The organism is Streptomyces sp. NPDC050439, assembly GCF_040655335.1.
GTDB lineage: Bacteria > Actinomycetota > Actinomycetes > Streptomycetales > Streptomycetaceae > Streptomyces.
The window spans coordinates 140,564-159,075 of the sequence record NZ_JBFAJT010000001.1 but is presented as its reverse complement, the minus strand read 5'-3'; the positions used below and the strand labels follow the sequence as shown (position 1 = coordinate 159,075).

Below are 18,512 nucleotides of genomic sequence, written 5' to 3'. Positions count from 1 at the left end.
GGCGATGCATCTCTGAACGCACTAACGCAGTCGGTGACTGCGTTAGGGGACTTTAGAGAGCTTGCCTCGCAAACGCAAGTCCTGACTGCGTTAAGGTGGGTGGCATGAACGAGCGACAGCGAGCCCGACGGCCCGGCGGGCGCAGTGCCCGCATCGGCGCGGAGGTGCACCAGGCCGTCACCGACCTGATCAGCGAGCGTGGTTACGGCAAATTCACCGTGGGCGAGGTCGCGGCCCGCGCGGGCGTGGCCGACAGCAGCATCTACCGCCGGTGGGGCAACCTGGAAAGCCTGCTCACCGACGTGGCGCTCACCCGCCTCAACGCGCAGTCACCGATGCCTGACACCGGAAGCCTGGACGGCGACTTGCGCACGTACGCGGCTCAAGTGGCACGCGAGATCACCGGCCCTGACGGTCTGGCGGTGGTGCGCCTGGCCGTTGCCTTGACCAGCAGCGGTCAGTCGGGGGTGCAGGCGCGTGATGACCTCCGCGCCGAACGCACCCGACAACTGCAGTCCATGCTCGACCGCGCCCGCGAACGGGGCGAGGACGCACCCGACGCGCTCGACGTGCTGGACCACATTCTGGCCCCGATGTACATCCGCATCCTGTTCGGCATGGGCCCGCTCACCCCGGACTACATCGACGGGTTGGTCGACCGATTGCTGTGACGGCAACCGGGTCCCGGATCGCTGCATCGAGAGCGTGACGTTCAGCCGAAGGGGCCCTCGCTGGTGAAGGCGTGGGCGGCGAAGCGTTTGCCCATGCGCCGGTAGGCGGGCGCGGTGGGGTGCAGGCCGTCGGCGAGATCGTCGGTTTCGTCCGGACCGAGCAAGTCGCGGCCGTCGAGGTAGTGCAGGCGGGGGTCGCGTTTCTGGCGTAGCGTCACGATGCGTTCGAGCTCGTCCCGGACCACCGCCAGCGACAGCGCGCCCGCGGCCACCTCGACCGGGTCTGCGGTGGCAGTGATCTTCCCGTCCGGGTCCATCGTGGTGGGCCCTGGAGTGTCCTCGAGCGCCGGACAGCTGATGGGGGAGATCAGCAGCAACGGGGCGTCCGGGTGGCCGTCCCTGATGGTGTCCAGGAATCCGTGGACGGCCGGGCCGAACGTCCGCAGCCGGAAGGCGGCGAGGCTGACGATGTTGATGCCCACCTTGAGGCTGATCAGGTCGGCGGGCATGTCGCGGATGGTCCGGGCGACATAGGGATCCAGCAGCGCATTGCCTGCCTGGCTGAGGTTGATCACCTCAACCCCTCCGAGCGCGGCCGCCACCACCGGCCAGGTGCCGGTCGGGCCATCAGCCTCAAGGCAGTGGCTGATGGAACTGCCGTGGTGCACCCATCGGCGCCGGCCGTCCGCACGCGGTGCCAGCACTTCGCCGTCGGCGCGCAAGGCCACCAGTTCCGTGGGGGTCTGCTGTGGCAGCCACAGTTCGATGTCTTTCATGCCGGCCGGTAGGCCGGAGAACCGCACCGTCCCCGGCTCGCCCGGTATCAGGTGCTGCGCGCCGCGGGGACCCGACATTCGCATCACGTGGCCCACCGGCGCTTGCCGCCGCTCCACCACCGTGCCGTCCACCAGCAGTTCCAGCATCCCGGTCGGGCGAGGCTCGGGGTCGCCGTCGAGCTGTCCGGTAAAGGTGAGCACCTCGAACTCCAGCACGCGGGCGTCGGTGCGGAACACCAGCCGCACGCCCGACGGCATCACGCTCACCCCGTGGACCGACGGATCTTGATACTGCTCCTTGGTCCACGCGGGCAACCGGCTCGGCATCACCCCCGCCGACGTGGTCTCCACATCCAGCGCACCGCGCAACTCCACCGGCCCGCCCGTCAGCGCAACCGCCCGCATCGCCACCGTCACCGCTCCCACCCACGATCAACCTACGGTGGAACATCGCGAGCGCGCCCACCGGTGCCCGCTGTCCCCTGACCTGCAAGCGCTTGGCGCCATGGGGTTCAACGTAGCCCAGAGCGACGAACGGGACGCTGCAAATAGCGGGGCGGACAGGGCGGCTTGCAGGGGTGCAGGGGTGCAGGGTTGAAAGGCGAGGTTATGGCGTGTGCGGTGATCCGGTGGTCGGTTGGCCCTCGCTGCTCTGCGAGAACGACAGGTCCAGAGCACACTCCTTCGGGATCTCAGCGGCAGAGGTGGCGCACTCGGGGCGGCTATCCGCTTTCGGCCCATCAGTGGTCGTGGGCGCCGCCGCCCGCCGCTTGCCCGTTGTGATGCTGCCCTTGACGTCGTCCGCGGGTGCAGGGTTGGTCGTCGTACGACCGGTGGGCGCTTTCGTGGCTCCTGCATCCGGCGTCGATGAGCAGGCTGTCATGCCGGTTGTGGCGCACAGGATGAGAACGGCGGTGGCGGTGGCAGCACGAAGACGCATGGAAATCCCCCTACATGGACGCTCAGCATCCAATCATCAGTTGATCCACAATGCCACGATGTGCGGCCGTGCAACCTCCCGTGGGTTCGGCAGTCTTACTTCCCGGGGTGCACATGACGAGAGAACATCAGGTTGCCTTCTTCGTGAGGGAACTGGAGACGGGCGACACCTGGCGACGGGCAGCTGCGGCGAAGGGTCTCGGCAAACTCGGGGAGCCCGAGCACGCCACGGTGCTCGTACGGGCAGCGGCCGACCCCGCGCCCGAGGTGCGGGAAGGCGCTGCGATGGGCCTGGGGAGGCTGGGGGTCGCCGTGGCAGGGTCGCAGACTCTGCCCGCGCTGATGGACGACGACGATCCGCGGGTGCGCAGGCAGGCCTCTCTGGCGTCCATCCGGCTCGGGTTGTGCGATCGAGAGGTCGTGGAGGCCTATGCGCGACTGCTTCACGATCCGGACCACCACCTGCGGATCAACGCCTTGGAGGCATTGCGGGAGCTGGGCGTTCCCGGTGATGTTCCCGCGCTCGTCCGGCTGATGGGTGATCCGGCACACGGCATCTGGGGGCGGGCGCGGGCCATGGTCTTCATGTTCAAGAAGGACCCGGACGTCGAGGCGGAGGTCGTTCGTACGGCCCAGTTGGGTGAGGACGCCGCCCGCGTGTGTGCCGTGTTGATGCTGTCGGACCTGCACACCGACCGGCTGCTGCGGTCGCTGCTGAGAGAGCTGGCTGAGGGCACTTCCAGCGAGGTGCGCTGCGCCGTGGCTTTTCGACTGGCGCGCGTGAACCGCCCAGAGATACGGGACGCGCTGGTCGCTGCCCTGGCAGCGGAGCGAGACCCGGAGGTGGCGATACAACTGCTGTTCCTGCTGGGGCGATCAGGTGACGAGCGGCTGCTGGGTCCGGCCTCGCACTGGCTGAGGGACGAACGGGCGGCGCCGGCGGCCGCCGCTGCCCTGGGGGCCGTCGGCGGCAGAACCGCCACAAAGCTCCTGCGGGCCCTGCTCACCGACCCGACAACGGCCGCCCCCACGCTCGCGGCAGCAGCAACGGCCTACGGCAACATGGGGAGATGGGACGCCGTGTGGCTGCTGCTTCCCTTGCTGGACCATGCCGCGCCCGGGGTGTACGAAGGTGCGTTGCGGGGCTTGGACGCGATGGCGGGCACGGGGTTCCGGCCGTGGGAACGCGCGGCGGTCTCCCGGGCGCTGGTCACCCGTCTCGGCATCGACGCCACCCTGTTCGGGGTGGCAGAGCGGGTCCTCACGGGCCTGGCGGAAGCCCTGCCCGGTTTGCGGGAACTGGTGGACCGGACCACTTCGCCCCTTGTCCGGGCCACCGCGCTGTCACTCCTGGACCCCCACAAAGCGACGGACGCCGGCACCCCGCATGATTTGCCGCTCTTCGTGCGGCACTTGGACGACGCGGAAAGATGGGTGCGCCAGGCCGCCGCGGAGGGGATCGCCCACTGGGTGGAGGAGGCAGGCACACTTCCCCCCGGTGAGGAGCGGCTGCGCGACCGGCTCACCGCTTTGGACTCAGACCCATGCGACTTTGTCCGCGCGGCGGCGGCCGAAGCGCTGCGCGCCCTGGACAACTGCCGAAGCGACTGACGAGACAGGGTGACAACGGAAACAGGTGACGCTCACCGATTGCCGGCGAAGTGATCGCGGAACTCGTCGCCACAGTCCTCCTCGGCGCTGACCCGGATACCCGACAAGGCCACCACCCCGTCCTCGTCATCGCCCTCCTGCTTGGCCTTGGCCAGCTGCTTCTCGATGTTCGCGATGTACCGGCCGCACTCGGCGCTGACGGGCTTCGTGGGCTGTGCGTCCCGGGTCGAGGAGGTGTTCAGTGCGGTCGTGGCAGCGAGGCCGCCCGCGCACAGCACCGCCCACACGGCGATCCACAAGCGGCGGTTCATCGGTATCGGCTTGGGCATCCCGGCATTCTATGAGCGCCGGGTCGGGCTGTCGCCGCCCCACGAACACAAGCTGGAAGGAGGCGAACAGCTCTGTGTCCGCACGATGGTGGCATGGCGATACAGGCCTGACGGCGTCCTACTTGGCAGCGATACCGATCCCGTCGATCCGACTCCACGCCCTCTCCTGCCAAGCCGTCATGGCAGGCCACTTGGCGCCGCCGGGCCGGGGAGCAACCCGTGAGGCGTAGGAGGCCGGGGTGTAGGCCGGATCGTAGAAGCAGCCGGTCCCGTAGGTGCGATCGAAGGCCGGGCAGGATGCTGCGATACTCCCCGCACTTGGCTTCTTGCCTGTGCGGACCCAACTGTCCAGAGCAGCTACGGAGTTGGCGTACTCAGAGTTGCTCAGCCCACTGTGCTCGCTCTCCTTGGTGAACGTCTGCACCAGGTACCGGCTTCGGTGCGCACCGGCGAGGGACGCGCGGTAGGCCGCCTCGTGTTCCACGAAGACGGTCGGGTCGTCGATGGCGTGCATCGTCAGGACGGGAATCGACACCTTCCCGGTGAGGTCGCTGTCGTAGGACAGGTCGCGTACGGCGGTCGGGTCAGCACTGAACCGTGCCACGCCGGCGTTGAGGGCCTTGTCGTCGTGGGAGCCGGAGTACCTCACACCCGCGTTGCTGAACGGATTGCGGCCACCGAGGCGGTTGTGCACGATGTCGCGGAAGGTGAACGTCGCGAAGCGCAGGTGTGACTCCAGGGTGCGCTCCGGGACACCGGTCACGGCCAGGATGTCGTGCAGGTTGCGCTGCTGCAGTGCGCTTCGTTCCTCGGGAGGCGAGCTGAATCCGGTGCACTCCTGGAGCCGCGCGCGCAGGCCGGCGTTCGTCATCGACGACCCCGCGCGCAGGCCCTCCCACAGTGGGTACTGCGGCTCACTCGGGCGGGGATGGTTGCGGCAGTAGTACTGGTAGACCGCGCGCAGGTCGACGCGGTAGTCGTAGCCACGTGATCCTCCTGCCAGGAGACCGTTGGTCAACAGGGCTCCGTCGTAGGGGCCGCGTTTCGAGGCGTAGGTCTCGACCACCTTGGCGGCGACGCCCCCGCCCCAGGACTGGCCGTGCACATAGGTGCGCTTCGGCTTCCCGAACTTCTGCACGAACAGGCGGCGTACGTTCTCCGTGTCCGCGGCGGCCATCCGGGTGCCGTACCCACCGCGGCGATACGACGAGCCGGCCCAGGCATAGCCCTCCTTGACCATCACCGACCAGCGCTCCAGATCGCCGGCGCTGCGCTCGGGGTCGGAGCCGTCACCGAGGTCAGGACCGCCGTGGGCGTGTACGACGAGCGAGCCGTTCCAGTTCCGGGGGATGGCTATGGAGTAGTACGCGCTGTTCGCGTCCTGGCCCGTGTAACACGTCGCTGTGTCCTTCAGGTCCGTCGGGCAGGTGGCCTGGTGGGGGCGGCCCGCTTCGGCGTGGGCGCTGGGTGTACCGGTGAGCGCGCCGGCCACGACGACACCGGCGAGGCCGGCGACGAGTGCCGCACGTTGCTGTCTGCTGGTTCGCGGCCCTCGGGGGTGGGACAGCAACGATCTCAAGCTCTTCAAGACGCGGCTCCTTGTCCTTTCGCGACGCATGGTGCGCCGCGCCGAGGATGCTAGGGACGAGGTGGATCCGATAGCTACGCCCTGGTCGTTTCGGTCATAGTGTTCGGCTTGCGGCGGCCCCGGCATGCTCGCGGCCTGCGGCCTGCGGTCAGACGTCTACCGGCGATCTTCGGACGCTACGCTCCTAAGGTGCACCTCATACCCGATGACCCGTTCCCCGAGATCGGCCACCCGTACACGACCGACGTGAGTACGGACGGCCGCTGGATCGCCGTAAGTTGCTCCGGGAGCGGCCGCGATGGGCTGGGGCGGGGACGGGTCGTCGTATACCGGGCCGGCGATCTCGTCCTGTGGGACGAGTTCGTGCTGCAACAGGGCATCGAGGGTCTCACCTTCCATCCCGTTCTTCCCCTGCTCGCCGTGGGCACGGAGGACGGAGACGAGTTCGAGCTCAGGGGCGGACTGCACCTGTACGAGGTGGAGACCCGGCGTCGTACTGACGTGGCCGTCGCCGGCCGCGGTGTCACCTATCTGCGCTGGCGGGACGCGCGCCACCTGGAGGTGACGTTCGCTCGGTCGGTCACCGAATTCGACGAACCGGTCCTGACGTACACACGCTCGGCCGTCGAGCGTGACGACTGGCGCGGCGTGACCGCTGACGTGCTGGCGGCACAGGTCTCTTGGCCGCAGGTGCCGGTGGAAGTGGACTGGGTCAGCATCAAGGGGCCGGACATCGATCAGCCTCAGCGCTTTCTTGCCGGCCTCGCCGTCGAGAAGGGCCGCGCCTGGGCCCGGCGGACCGGAACGTCCCTGGTGGAGGTGCTGGGGGATGGCCGGATGCTGGTCTCGTCGGCGGGCGGCGCCCTGGTGGAGTGCTGGTCGCCGCACGGCGTCCTGCAGTGGTCCGTGCCGGTGCCCGACGACAGCCCGTTCCTCCGCAATGGCTGTCGCTGGTATGTCACCCCGGACGAGGAGAACGTCTGGGCCACTGTCCTGGAAGGCGACAGCAGCAACCGGCGCACCCTGTTGCGCCGTTTCGCTCTCGCCGACGGAGCCCAACTCACCGAACTGCGTTACGACTTCCCGGTCGCCATCGCGTCGCGTACAGATGGTGCCTGGGTGGCCCGGGACTCCCGGGAGCTGTTTCCCGGACCGAACTGGCCGCCGTACGAGAGCGTGGTGCTCACCCCGTCCGGGCGACGGCTGGCCACCCTGGAACTGGGGGAGTGTGGCAGCTCCTTCGACTTCCCGGTGCGACGCTCGCCCCATCTGCTCTTCCTCTACGGCGTCGGTGGCGCGGACGTACGGGTGGAACTGTTGGAGAAGTGGGTCGTGCGGGCGGGCCCCAGCGGGATCGAGCGGCTGTTCCCGCTCGCCTGGCACGACTCCCTCGGCCCCTTCCTGCGCGGCGGTCCCGCCGTGTATGTCGATGACGAGGCCGGGCCGGGCATCGTCCACACGTGCACGGCGCGCGACGGCACCCACCTGGTACGACGCGCCTACCCGGGCGGTGCCGTGGTCTGGGCCCACCGCTTCGACGCGCAGGTCACCGGTGTCGATGTCGATGTGCACGGCGGGTTCGTCCATGCCGTGACCGGAGCCGGTGCCTGCGAGCTGCTCACGCTGCGCTCCGCGGACGGCACGGTGGTGCGGCGCCGGACGCTCACCCATGGAGGGCACGTCTATACCCCGACGTGCCTGAGTGCCGGTCCGGACGGTGTTCTGGTGATCGGCACGGTGGAGGGGCGGCTGATCAAGACCAGGATCAGGGTTCCGGCTGGGCGCTCTGATGTGTCATGCGGCGCGGATCCGTCTTCCTGACGGTCAGCCGGTGAGGGGCTGCGGCCCCGGGCGGTGAGCCGTGGCACTGCGGCGGGAGCGCAACTCCAGGGCGCGCAGGACCAGTTCGGTGGCGAACCGGTCGGCCGGTGAGGCCAGCAGGGTGCCGAAGACCTTCTCCAGGTTGCGCAGCCGGTAGCGGACCGTCTGCGGGTGCAGGTGCAGTGCATCCGCCATCTGCAGGACGTTCCCGCGGGTGTCGAGCCACGCGCGCAGGGTGCTGATGAGCCGGTCGCGCTGATTGGCCGTCAGGCCCGCCAGAGGGGCGAGCTGCTGCCTGGCGAGCGCCGAGACCAGGCCGGGATCGGCGAAGAGGGTGAGGGCCACCAGGTGGTCCTCGCAGTGGATGTAGGGGGCGGCGCCCTCCAGGACGCCCGCCTCGGAGAGGCTCAGGGCTCTTCGGGCCCAGCGTAAGGATTCCGCCGCGTCCGCCAGCGGTACGGTCAGTCCCACGGCCGCGCGGATGGTGTGCGGGGCCGCGTCCATGAAGGCGCGGCGGTGCTCGTCGACGGCACCGGGGATCAGGGCGTGCGGCAGCGAGGAGCCCAGGTCGACCAGGACGTCCTCGGCGACGGCACCCCGGTCGGGTCGGCCCTCCGTGCTGAAGGCGATCGGTGTGACCTCGTCGGGCAGCTGCCACTTGGCGCGCTCGGCCAGTTCGACGAGGGTCGCCCGGGGGACGGACACATCCGACAGGAGGTGCTTCAGGAGCCGCTGACGCTGGATGTCCTGGCCCTGCTCCATCTCCGCCCGCGCCTCCTGGTAGCCCTCGCGGGAGACCTCCATGAGGTTGTCCACGTAGGCCAGCAGGGCGTCGGCGAAGGAGAGCATGAGGCCGGCCGGCAGATTGAGCCGCCGCAGCACCCCCTTGGCCCGGTTGAGGGCGAGCCGGGCACCCAGCCGGAAGATCGCCTGCATGGTGTCCAGGCTGCGACCCTCGTAGGCCTCGAAGCGCCCGAACATGCGGCACACCTTGTCGCGTTGCACGGTGGAGGTGTCCGGGGCGGCGACCTGATCCACGAAGCTCGTCAGGTTGTGCTCGACAATGAGATGCACGGCCCGGGAATAGGGCCCGTCGAGGACTTCCGCGTATTCGGGGTAGGACCGGTGGATCTCCTCGATGACTTCCTGGATGAGTCCGGGCAGTTCTGGGCGCATGATCGCGGCGAACTCGCGAGGGAGGGTGGACGCCGGATGTCCCGCGTCCCCCGCCTTTAATGCAGTAGTCATGGAACTCCCCTTACTCCGCCCGTGATCGAAACCGCTGACCGGCAGTGTCCGGGGATGGAATCGGTCCTTGTCGACCCCGGTGGTCTCCGGCTGGCGGCGGCTCATAAGTGATCTTGGCGCTGTGGAACCCCTGGCACGGTAGACCATGGACAGCCGGTGCGCACCCTGCTCATCACTCTCTTTCGGTCAACACCGTTCCGCTGGTGACGTGTTCAGGGCGCCCTGCGTGAGCGCCGCCCGTCAAGAGGTCGGCAGCGAAGTGCTCACCGCAGGATGAACCTCCTCCGCATGTTGTTGGCAGGGTGACAAAAGCGGTGCCCGGCACCGGTTGCGTTCGCGTTGTGTTCGCGCGAGGGGAGGTGGGATCGCGTGGGTTCACCCTTCGTCAAGAGGTTGGGTGAGGAGTACTCATTTCTGGACGAAGCCGCATGTGGATTTGCTGTGCTTGAGACAAGGAAATGCCTGGTGTTTCCGGTCCGCGGGCCTTTTCCAATTCGGCCGTTGCGCCGTTCGGTTACCCGTGCGTAAGGTCCGTTTCGAAAGTCGAACAGGAAGCAGATCGGGCTGTATTGGACGGTATTGCCCGGTGCCTGTTTCGGTCCTTCACGTGCGGATGCCCCTTCGCGCAAGTGGCCCCGGCTCCCCGCGGACCACATGAGGACCACTCCATCGGACCCCGCGGCGGCCCCCCTGCCGCGGGGTCCGCCCTCTGATCGGAGAGCAGCGATGACTGATGCCCTGAGCGGTCGGCGCACCGCACGGGTGGCCGCGGTCGCTGTGGCGGCATGTCTGCTCGGCCTGCTGCCCGGTTCGGGCTCGGCCGCGCGGGATCAGCGGGAGGCCCGGCTCACGGCCGCGTACGACTGCACCCTGCCCTCGGGCAACCGGCAGGTCGAGGTCACCATCGGTGCCGCGTTTCCCGAACGCGGCGCGGTCGGCAAGCCGATCAGGCCCACGGAGGTGAGCGTACGAGCGACCCTGCCACGGCCGGTTGTGGCCGAGCTCCTGCCCGACGGGACTGCATCGGTCGCGGGGACGGCCGCCCTGTCCACGGCGGTCGCCCAGGGGCGCGAGCGGGCGCAGGCCGAGTGGGCGGACCTGGCTTCCGCCGAGGTGCGGCTGCCCGCACAGGGCGCCGTGGAGATCGGCCTCGGCGGCGACGTGCCCCATGTGAGGGTCGGCTCCGCCGGCGATGTCACCTTCGCGGCCGGCAAGTTGCATCTCTCCCTCACTGCCACCGCAGGTGCAGGCACCGGCAATGCGGGCGTGCGGCCCGACCGGGCCGAGCTGGCCTGCACTCCGGCCAAGGGTGCGGACACGCTGCTCGCGGCCGTTCCCGTCGAGGCGCCTGCCTCAGGAACGCCCTCGGCGCCGCCCGGCGACTCCGGCGCCCCGGACAGCGACACCCCGCGCGATACCCCTCAGGGCATCGACGCCGGGCCGCAGCCGCGCGCCGCCGCGGACGCCTGCCCCGCACAGCCGCCCAAGGGCACGCTCGACCCCGAGCGGCTGCCGCCGGTGCCCGCGGGTGGGGAGGTCAGCGAGCTGGAGCCGACCTCGATGTGCGCGGTGCCCGCGGGCTTTGCCACCCTGCGCAAACTCAAGAGCTCGGCCCTGGTCAACGACCCGCGCGCGCAACGGGTCGGCCTGATGCACCTGGCCATGCGCATGCGCGAGGTCAGGGCGCCCGATTACGTCGAGTACGACCACCTGGGCCTCATGCAACTGCCCGACACCCAGGGCACGTTCCTCACCTTCGGCTTTCAGCCGACCACCGCCAAGGTCCGCTTCGAGCCCGAGCCGGCGACCATCGTCAACATCATCCGGCCGGGCAAGGCGCCGGTGACCCGGGTCGGCTATCGCCAGCATCTGCGCCTGTACGACGTACGGATCAACGGGGTGCCCCTGGATGTCGGGCCCCGCTGCCGCACCTCGCGGCCGGTCGAGACGGAACTGACCGGCAGCTATCCGGTCAGCGAGGGCGGGCTGCTGCAGGGCGAGCTGCACATTCCGGCGCTCAGCGGGTGCGGCACGCACGGCGAGGACCTGGACGCGCTGCTCTCCGGCGCGGTCTCCGGACCGGGCAACGCCCTGAAGATCCGCCAGGGGCGTGTCTGCGGCGCCGGATCCGCCTGCAAGATCCCTGCGCTTGCCGACCTCTGATCGCCGAGCGAGCCGCGAGCCACCGGCCGCAAGCCCGGGGCCGCGACCTGACCATGCACAACCCCGAACTCTGAGCAAGGAGGTGCGATGGGAGTCGAAGTGGTCGTCGAAGGACTGACCAAGTCGTTCGGCAAGCAGAACATCTGGCAGAACGTGACCCTGACCCTGCCGCGCGGCGAGGTCAGCGTGATGCTCGGCCCGTCCGGAACCGGCAAAACGGTCTTCCTGAAGTCGATCGTCGGCCTGGTCCGCCCCGAGCAGGGGCACGTCCTCATCGACGGCGTCGACATGGTCAACAGCCGCGAACGGGACGTGTACGAGGCCCGCAAGCTCTTCGGCCTGATGTTCCAGGACGGCGCGCTCTTCGGCTCGCTCAGCCTCTTCGACAACGTCGCCTTCCCCCTGCGCGAGCACACCCGCAAGAAGGAGACGCATATCCGCCGCATCGTCATGGAGCGGCTCGAACTGGTCGGCCTGGCGGGTGCCGAGAAGAAGCTGCCCGGCGAGATATCGGGCGGCATGCGCAAACGCGTGGGTCTGGCCAGGGCGCTGGTGCTCGACCCGCAGATCATCCTGTGCGACGAGCCGGACTCGGGGCTCGACCCGGTGCGCACGTCCTACCTCTCGCAGTTGCTCATCGACATCAACGCCGAGATCGACGCGACGATGCTCATCGTCACCCACAACCTCGACATCGCGGCGACCGTCCCGGACAACATGGGGATGCTCTTCCGCCGCAACCTGGTGACCTTCGGGCCCCGCGAAGTGCTTCTGACCAGTGAGGAGCCGGTGGTCGAACAGTTCCTCAGTGCCCGCAGGGCGGGGCCCATCGGCATGTCCGAGGAGAAGGACCAGGCCACCTTGGACCTGGAGGCCGCGCACGGCATCGTCGCCGGGCCCCCGGTCGAGCGCACCATCGTGCCGCAACTGGCGCCCACGCCCGGACTGCCCGAACGCCGGGCGGTGCGCCGCCGCCGGGAGCGTGTCCAGGGCATGCTGCACGAACTGCCGCCCGCGGCCCGCCGCGCCATTGAGGCCAGCCTGCGCGAGGGCGATGCCCCCAGGCTCGCCGCGCCCCGGGTGGTCAGGGGAGCGGCCACATGAGCGCACCCCCTGCCCCGCGTCAGCCCCTGCCGGGCCTGGGCGTGCTGCGCGAGATCGGCCACCTGTTCGCGCTCGCTCTGAGCGTGCTCCGCCTGATGTTCAAACGGCCCTTCCAGTGGCGCGAGTTCGTCGAGCAGTTCTGGTTCATCGCCAGCGTCACGATCCTGCCCGCGATGCTGGTGACCATCCCCTTCGGAGCGGTCATCGCCCTCCAAGTGGGCTCCCTGATCGAGCAGTTCGGGGCGCAGGCCTTCACCGGCGGCGCCAGCGTCCTGGTCATCATCCAGCAGGCCAGCCCGCTGATCGTCTCCCTGCTCATCTCGGGCGTCGCCGGCTCCGCGATCTGCGCCGACCTCGCCTCGCGCACCATCCGCGAGGAGCTGGACGCCATGCGGGTCATGGGCGTCTCACCCGTCCAGCGCCTGGTCGTGCCCCGGGTGCTCGCCGTGATGCTGGTCGGGCTGCTCCTCAACGGCCTGGTCTCCGTGGTCGGCACCCTGGGCGGCTATTTCTTCAACGTCGTGATGCAGAACGGCACCCCGGGCGCGTACGTGGCCAGTTTCTCCGCGCTCGCCCAGTTGCCCGATCTCTACATCAGCGAGTTCAAGGCGCTGGTCTTCGGCTTCATCGCCGGTGTGGTGGCCGCCTACCGCGGACTGAACCCCAAGGGCGGCCCCAAGGGCGTGGGCGACGTGGTCAACCAGTCGGTCGTCTTCACCTTCCTGATTCTCTTCTTCGTCAACATGGTCCTGACGGGCCTCTATCTCCAGCTCGTCCCCCCGAAGGGGCTGTGACCCATGGCCCTGACGCAACGCGGCAGCAATCGTGGCGGCAAGAGCCGCGCCTTCGCCTGGCTGGACCGGCCCGGAGACGAGCTCCTCTTCTACCTGCGGGCGCTGATCTGGATTCCGCGCGCCGTGCGCCGCTACCCCAAGGAGATCCAGCGGCTGCTGGCCGAGGTCGCCTTCGGCAGCGGCGGTCTGGGGGTGATCGGCGGCACCGTCGGCGTGATGATCGGCATCACCGTCTTCACCGGCACGGTCGTCGGCCTGCAGGGCTACGCGGCGCTCAGCCAGATCGGCACCGACGCGTTCACCGGCTTCGTCTCCGCCTACTTCAACACCCGCGAGATCGGCCCGCTGGTCGCCGCCCTGGCCTTGTCCACCACGGTCGGCGCCGGGTTCACCGCCCAGCTGGGCGCGATGCGCATCAATGAAGAGGTCGATGCCCTGGAGAGCATGGGCGTGCGCTCGACGCCCTTCTTGGTCAGCACGCGCATCGTGGCCGGCGCGATCGCGGTCATCCCGCTGTACGGCATCGGCCTGCTCGGCTCCTACCTGGCCTCACGGGCGACGACCGTGCTGTTCAACTCGCAGTCGACGGGCACCTACGACCACTACTTCAACCTGTTCCTGGTCCCCACGGACGTGCTCCTGTCCTTCCTCAAAGTGCTGATCTTCAGCGTGCTCGTGATCCTCGCGCACTGCTACTACGGCTTTCGCGCCTCGGGCGGCCCTGCCGGGGTGGGGGTGGCCGTCGGCCGCTCCGTGCGCACCGCGATCGTGCTGATCAGCGTCACCGACTTCTTCCTCAGCCTGGCGCTGTGGGGCGCCACGACCACGGTGAAGGTGGCCGGATGAGCGCCCCGCCCAAGATGCCCGAGACGCCGAAGGCCCAGTCCCGCCCGGCCGCGGCGCCTGCGGCGCGCACGCGCCCCACCGAGGGCGCCCTGGCCCGCCGCAGACGGCTCGCCGGAGTGGTGTACCTCGTGGTGCCCGCCCTGCTGGTGTGGCTGTCGATCGCCGTGTACGACAAGGAGTTCACCGACTCCGCGACCGTCATCGTCGAGACGGGCCGCGCCGGCAGCGAGATGCACCCTCGCGCCGAGGTCAAGCTGCGCGGCGTCGTCGTCGGCGAGGTCGAGAAGATCGATACAGGCGGCCGCACCGCACGGCTCACCCTCGCCCTGCAACCCGACCAGATCGGCCGCGTGCCGTCCGATGTTCAGGCCCAACTGCTGCCGACCACTCTGTTCGGGCAGCGGTACGTGGCTCTCGTACCGCCCGAGAATCCCTCGGCGCGCCCGCTGGCCGCGGGCAGTGTCATCCCGCAGGACCGCAGCCGCAGCGCCGTCGAGCTGGAGCAGGTGCTCGACAACCTGCTGCCCCTGCTGACGGCCGTACAGCCGCAGGAACTGTCGGCCACGCTGTCCGCGCTCGCGCAGGCCCTCGAAGGACGGGGGCAGAAGCTCGGCGAGTCGCTGGTGGAGCTCAACGGCTACCTGAAGGACTTCAACCCCCATCTGCCCTCCCTGAACCGCGACATCAAGCAACTCGTCGAACTGGGCGACACCTACGCCGATGCCGCCCCCGACCTGGTCGACGCGCTGCACGACGCCACCACCACCAGCGCCACCATCGCCGCACAGCGAGCCGACCTGTCCACGCTGTACGCGTCGGTCACCAGCACCTCCCAGGAGACCGGCAGCTGGCTGCGCGGCAACCGCGCCAACCTCATCCGGCTGACCACCACCAGCCGCCCGACCCTGGAGATCCTCGCCCAGTACGCGCCCGCCTTCCCCTGCACCCTGAGCACGGTCGCCGACTTCGTGCCGGCGATGGACGCCGCCCTGGGCAAGGGCACCGACCGGCCGGGCCTGCGCGTCGATGTGCGGGTCGTCCCCTCGCGCGGCGCCTACACACCGGGCCGGGACACGCCCCGCTACGAGGCAGGGGGCGGCCCGCGCTGCTACCCCGTCCCCTACACGGGCGGCTCCTATGCCGCGCAGCAGAGCACGGCCACCACCCTGAGCGGGGTGTCCGGCGGACTCGGCGTGGCCAACTCGCCCCAGGAGAACACCCTTGTCACCGAACTGCTCGCCGCACCGGACAAGGACCGGCGGGACTCCCTGCCCGACTGGTCGAGCGTGCTGGCAGGACCGGCCTTTCGCGGGGCGGAGGTGCGGTTGAAGTGAGCGGACAGCGCAGCCTGACCGGACCCGCCGTCAAGTCGCTGATCTTCATCGTGGTGACCGCCCTGGCCACCACCGTGCTCGCCCTGAGCGTCTCGGGCAGCGACGTCGGCGAGAGCCGCGGCTACAAGGCCTGGTTCACCGATGCCACCGGACTCAACGAGGGCGACTCGGTGCGCATCGCCGGGGTGAAGGTCGGCCAGGTGTCCTCCATCGAGATCGTTCAACGCCGTTACGCACAGGTGGAGTTCACCCTTGAGGGGGAGCGGCGGGTGCCCGCTTCGGCCACGGCATCCATCAAGTACCTGAACATGCTCGGGCAGCGCTTCGTCGATCTGCGCCGCGGCGCGGGACCGGTCGGCCGCACCCTGGAGCCGGGGCAGACGATCCCGCTCAGCCGCACCACCCCCGCACTCGACCTGACCCAGCTCTTCAACGGGTTCCAGCCGCTGATGCAGGGACTCTCCCCGCAGGACACCAATGCGCTCGCCGGGTCGATCGTGCAGGTCCTGCAGGGCGAGGGCGGCACGGTCGAGAGCCTCCTGGCGACGGTCGGCTCGCTGACCACCACGGTCGCCGCCAAGGACCGGGTGATCGGGCAGGTCATCAGCAACCTCAACCGCGTCCTCAAGGCGGTCAACACCCGGCAGAAGGGCTTCACCGAACTCATCGGCACGGTCGAGAAGCTGGTCTCCGGCTTCTCCGACGACCGGAAAAGCGTGGGCCGGTCCGTCGACTCACTGGCCAAGCTCAGCGTGAGCACCGCGGACCTGTTCGGCGAGAGCCGGGCGCCCTTGAAGGACGGCATCCGCGACCTGGGCCGGGTGTCCGAGACCCTCGCCGACAACGCGCCACTGGTGGAGACCTTCCTGGAGAAGACCCCGCAGAAGATGGCCGCCGTCTCCCGCACGGCCTCCTACGGCTCCTGGCTGAACCTCTACCTCTGCGAGGCGAAGGTCAGCGGTGTCTCGACCTACGACGACAGCCCGCCGCCGACCGGACTCGCGATCAAGGACGCGAGGTGTCGCGCATGAAGCTGCCCCGGCTGCGACGCCCGCGCATGAAACCCGTCAACGAGCGCAACCCGGTGGCCGTCGCCCTGGCCGGGCTCCTGGCCATGACGCTGATCGGGCTGCTCGCCTACAACGCCGAATCGCTGCCCGTGATCGGCGGCGGCACCCGCTACACCGCCGACTTCCGCGATTCGGCGGGGCTCAAGGCGGGCGACGAGGTACGCATCGCCGGCGTGCGCGTCGGCAAGGTGGAGGAGGTCGCCCTGGACGGCCCCAAGGTGAAGGTCACCTTCGAGGTGAAGGATGCCTGGGTCGGTGACCGCAGCACCATCGGCATCGCCATAAAGACCCTCCTGGGCGCCAAATACCTGGCGGTCGATCCGCTCGGCAGCCGCAAACAAGACCCCGGCCGGCGCATCCCCACCCGCCGCACCACCTCCCCGTACGACGTGATGGAGGCGTTCAACGGCCTGAGCCGCACCACCGGTGCGCTGGACGAGGACCAGCTCGCCAAGAGCTTCAAGGCCGTCTCGGGGGCCTTCAAGAACACACCGCCGCACGTCCGCAAAGCCATGAAGGGCCTCTCCGCACTCTCCCGGACGATCTCCACGCGCAACGACGAGCTGTCCGAACTCCTCGATGGGTCAGCGCAGTTCACCACGTCGGTGAACAGCAAGAAGAAGCAGTTCGAGCGGTTGCTCGACAACGGCAACCTGCTCCTTGAAGAGGTACGCCACCGCCGTAAGTCCATCCACGCGCTGCTTGTCGGCGCCCGCGACCTCGGCACCGAGATCAGCGGCCTCGTCGGCGACAACGAACGCAGGCTGGGGCCCGCGCTGGCCGCGCTCGACCGCGTGACCGGCGTCCTGAGCAAGAACCAGAAGAACCTCGACAAGGCCCTGGCCGCCGCCGGACCCTACTACCGGCTCGTCGGCAACACCCTGGGCAACGGGCGCTGGATGGACGGCTATCTGTGCGGCCTGGTCCCCAAGGACTATGTGCCCGCGGGCACGGGACCGGCCAGCGGATGCATGCCGCCGAAACAGGGAGGCGGACGCTGATGCCCCGCACACGACCACCCGCCCGCGCGCGCAGACAGACACGTCGCGGGCTGGGGGAGCGGCTCGCCGATGCCACCGGCGCCCTGTGGGGCGGACGGCTCGTGGTCATCCTTGTCGCCCTCGCGCTCCTCGCGGCGGGCGGGATCGTCGGGGTGACCGCCCTGGCGCGCGGCGGGGACGGCAAGCACCTCACCGCCTACTTCGACCGCGCCGTCGCCGTCCACGAAGGATCCGACCTCAGGGTGCTGGGGGTGCGCGTCGGCAGCGTCGACGAGATCCGGCCCCAGGGCAGACAGGTCCGGGTGCGGCTCACCCTGGACGAAGGAGTCAAGGTGCCCGCCCAGGTGCAGGCCGTCGTGGTCGCCCCCAGCGTGGTGTCAGGACGATTCGTGCAGCTCAGCCCCGCCTACGGCGGCGGCCCGCAGATCCGCGACGGGGACGTCATCAGCGCCGAGCACACGGCGACCCCCGTGGAGGTCGACGAACTCCTCAAGAGCGTCACCGAGTTGAGCGACGCCCTGGGCCCCGACGGCGCGAACAAGGACGGCGCTCTGGCCGGGCTCGTCGAGGCCGGAGCGAAGAACCTGAAGGGCAACGGCAAGGACATCGGCGACACCATCCACCAGCTCGGCGGCGCCTCCGCGGTCCTGCACGGCAACAGCGGCGACCTCGTCACCACCGTCGAGCAGCTGGCGGAGTTCATCGGCATGCTCAAGCGCAAGGACGGTCAAGTGGCGCGCGCCGAGCAGCAGTTGTCCGAGGTGGCGGGCTTCCTCTCCGCGGACAAGACCGACCTCGCCGGCGCCCTCAAGGAACTGGGGACGGCCCTTGGCCAGGTCAAGGGCTTCATCAAGGACAACCGGGGCCGCCTGAAGTCGAACGTCGACAAACTGGCGGGCCTGACCCGGTCCGTCGTCGAGCAGCGGGCGTCGGTGGCCGAGGCCCTGGACGTCCTGCCGCTGGCCGCCGCCAACCTCGACCAGGCCTACAACCCGCGCACCCGCACCATCGACGGCCGCGCCAACATCAACGAACTGGCCTCGGCGAGCGGCACCGGGAGCGGAACGGGCGGGAGCGGCGGCGCCGAGGATCTCGTGGCCGTCCCCCAAAAGCGGGTCAAGAGCCTGCCCGCGTTGCCGCTGCCGCCGGTCGGCACCGTGTACGGCACGACGGACCATGCCGGGGGAGGCCGGCCATGAAGCGCCGCACCGCACGCA

Annotated in this window: 15 protein-coding genes; 11 read left to right on the top strand and 4 right to left on the bottom strand. The window is 69.5% G+C overall.

The genetic code is table 11. The features are described from left to right. The first annotated feature begins 104 nt into the window (after positions 1 to 104). Positions 105 to 671: a TetR/AcrR family transcriptional regulator gene (locus AB0I66_RS00770; RefSeq protein ID WP_363205498.1), complete on the top strand. Its 567-nt coding sequence runs from the start codon at positions 105 to 107 to the stop codon at positions 669 to 671. A gap of 41 nt (positions 672 to 712) precedes the next feature. On the opposite strand, the gene AB0I66_RS00765 is transcribed toward AB0I66_RS00770, so the two are convergent. Continuing rightward, the gene (locus AB0I66_RS00765; RefSeq protein WP_363206635.1) at positions 713 to 1,852 is read right to left on the bottom strand and encodes a lipase; all 1,140 of its coding nucleotides are present in this window, start codon (positions 1,850 to 1,852) and stop codon (positions 713 to 715) included. Between the two features lie 648 nt (positions 1,853 to 2,500). On the opposite strand from AB0I66_RS00765, the gene AB0I66_RS00760 reads away from it, so the two are divergent. Next, positions 2,501 to 3,997, top strand: a complete 1,497-nt coding sequence (locus AB0I66_RS00760; protein ID WP_363205497.1) for a HEAT repeat domain-containing protein — start codon at positions 2,501 to 2,503, stop codon at positions 3,995 to 3,997. Positions 3,998 to 4,029: 32 nt separating this feature from the next. Here AB0I66_RS00760 and AB0I66_RS00755 read toward each other — a convergent pair whose 3' ends face one another. Together AB0I66_RS00755 and AB0I66_RS00750 are read right to left on the bottom strand one after the other, a co-directional pair. Then, positions 4,030 to 4,326, bottom strand: coding sequence for a hypothetical protein (locus tag AB0I66_RS00755; RefSeq protein ID WP_363205496.1), 297 nt, complete (start codon positions 4,324 to 4,326; stop codon positions 4,030 to 4,032). Between the two features lie 118 nt (positions 4,327 to 4,444). Further along, positions 4,445 to 5,818: a hypothetical protein gene (locus tag AB0I66_RS00750; protein ID WP_363206634.1), complete on the bottom strand. Its 1,374-nt coding sequence runs from the start codon at positions 5,816 to 5,818 to the stop codon at positions 4,445 to 4,447. Positions 5,819 to 6,103: 285 nt separating this feature from the next. Between AB0I66_RS00750 and AB0I66_RS00745 the strand changes: the two genes are divergently transcribed. Continuing rightward, a complete protein-coding gene (locus AB0I66_RS00745; protein WP_363205495.1) occupies positions 6,104 to 7,735 on the top strand; it encodes a hypothetical protein in 1,632 nt (543 codons plus the stop codon). A gap of 3 nt (positions 7,736 to 7,738) precedes the next feature. Here AB0I66_RS00745 and AB0I66_RS00740 read toward each other — a convergent pair whose 3' ends face one another. Next, the gene (locus AB0I66_RS00740; protein ID WP_363205494.1) at positions 7,739 to 8,983 is read right to left on the bottom strand and encodes a helix-turn-helix domain-containing protein; all 1,245 of its coding nucleotides are present in this window, start codon (positions 8,981 to 8,983) and stop codon (positions 7,739 to 7,741) included. A gap of 726 nt (positions 8,984 to 9,709) precedes the next feature. On the opposite strand from AB0I66_RS00740, the gene AB0I66_RS00735 reads away from it, so the two are divergent. From AB0I66_RS00735 to AB0I66_RS00700, 8 genes are all read left to right on the top strand, one after another. After that, a complete protein-coding gene (locus tag AB0I66_RS00735) occupies positions 9,710 to 11,146 on the top strand; it encodes a DUF6801 domain-containing protein (protein ID WP_363205493.1) in 1,437 nt (478 codons plus the stop codon). A gap of 87 nt (positions 11,147 to 11,233) precedes the next feature. After that, the gene (locus AB0I66_RS00730) at positions 11,234 to 12,250 is read left to right on the top strand and encodes an ATP-binding cassette domain-containing protein (RefSeq protein WP_363205492.1); all 1,017 of its coding nucleotides are present in this window, start codon (positions 11,234 to 11,236) and stop codon (positions 12,248 to 12,250) included. Then, positions 12,247 to 13,044, top strand: a complete 798-nt coding sequence (locus tag AB0I66_RS00725) for an ABC transporter permease (protein ID WP_363205491.1) — start codon at positions 12,247 to 12,249, stop codon at positions 13,042 to 13,044. Before AB0I66_RS00730 ends, AB0I66_RS00725 begins: the two co-directional genes overlap by 4 nt. A 3-nt stretch (positions 13,045 to 13,047) precedes the next feature. Further along, positions 13,048 to 13,890: an ABC transporter permease gene (locus AB0I66_RS00720; RefSeq protein ID WP_363205490.1), complete on the top strand. Its 843-nt coding sequence runs from the start codon at positions 13,048 to 13,050 to the stop codon at positions 13,888 to 13,890. Next, a complete protein-coding gene (locus AB0I66_RS00715) occupies positions 13,887 to 15,224 on the top strand; it encodes an MCE family protein (protein ID WP_363205489.1) in 1,338 nt (445 codons plus the stop codon). Before AB0I66_RS00720 ends, AB0I66_RS00715 begins: the two co-directional genes overlap by 4 nt. Continuing rightward, positions 15,221 to 16,255: an MCE family protein gene (locus tag AB0I66_RS00710; protein ID WP_363205488.1), complete on the top strand. Its 1,035-nt coding sequence runs from the start codon at positions 15,221 to 15,223 to the stop codon at positions 16,253 to 16,255. Before AB0I66_RS00715 ends, AB0I66_RS00710 begins: the two co-directional genes overlap by 4 nt. Then, positions 16,252 to 17,295 (top strand): MlaD family protein, encoded by a 1,044-nt coding sequence (locus AB0I66_RS00705; RefSeq protein WP_363205487.1) that lies wholly within the window; start codon positions 16,252 to 16,254, stop codon positions 17,293 to 17,295. The genes AB0I66_RS00710 and AB0I66_RS00705 overlap by 4 nt, the downstream gene beginning before the upstream one ends. Beyond that, the gene (locus AB0I66_RS00700; protein WP_363205486.1) at positions 17,295 to 18,494 is read left to right on the top strand and encodes an MCE family protein; all 1,200 of its coding nucleotides are present in this window, start codon (positions 17,295 to 17,297) and stop codon (positions 18,492 to 18,494) included. Before AB0I66_RS00705 ends, AB0I66_RS00700 begins: the two co-directional genes overlap by 1 nt. The last annotated feature ends 18 nt before the right edge of the window (positions 18,495 to 18,512 follow it).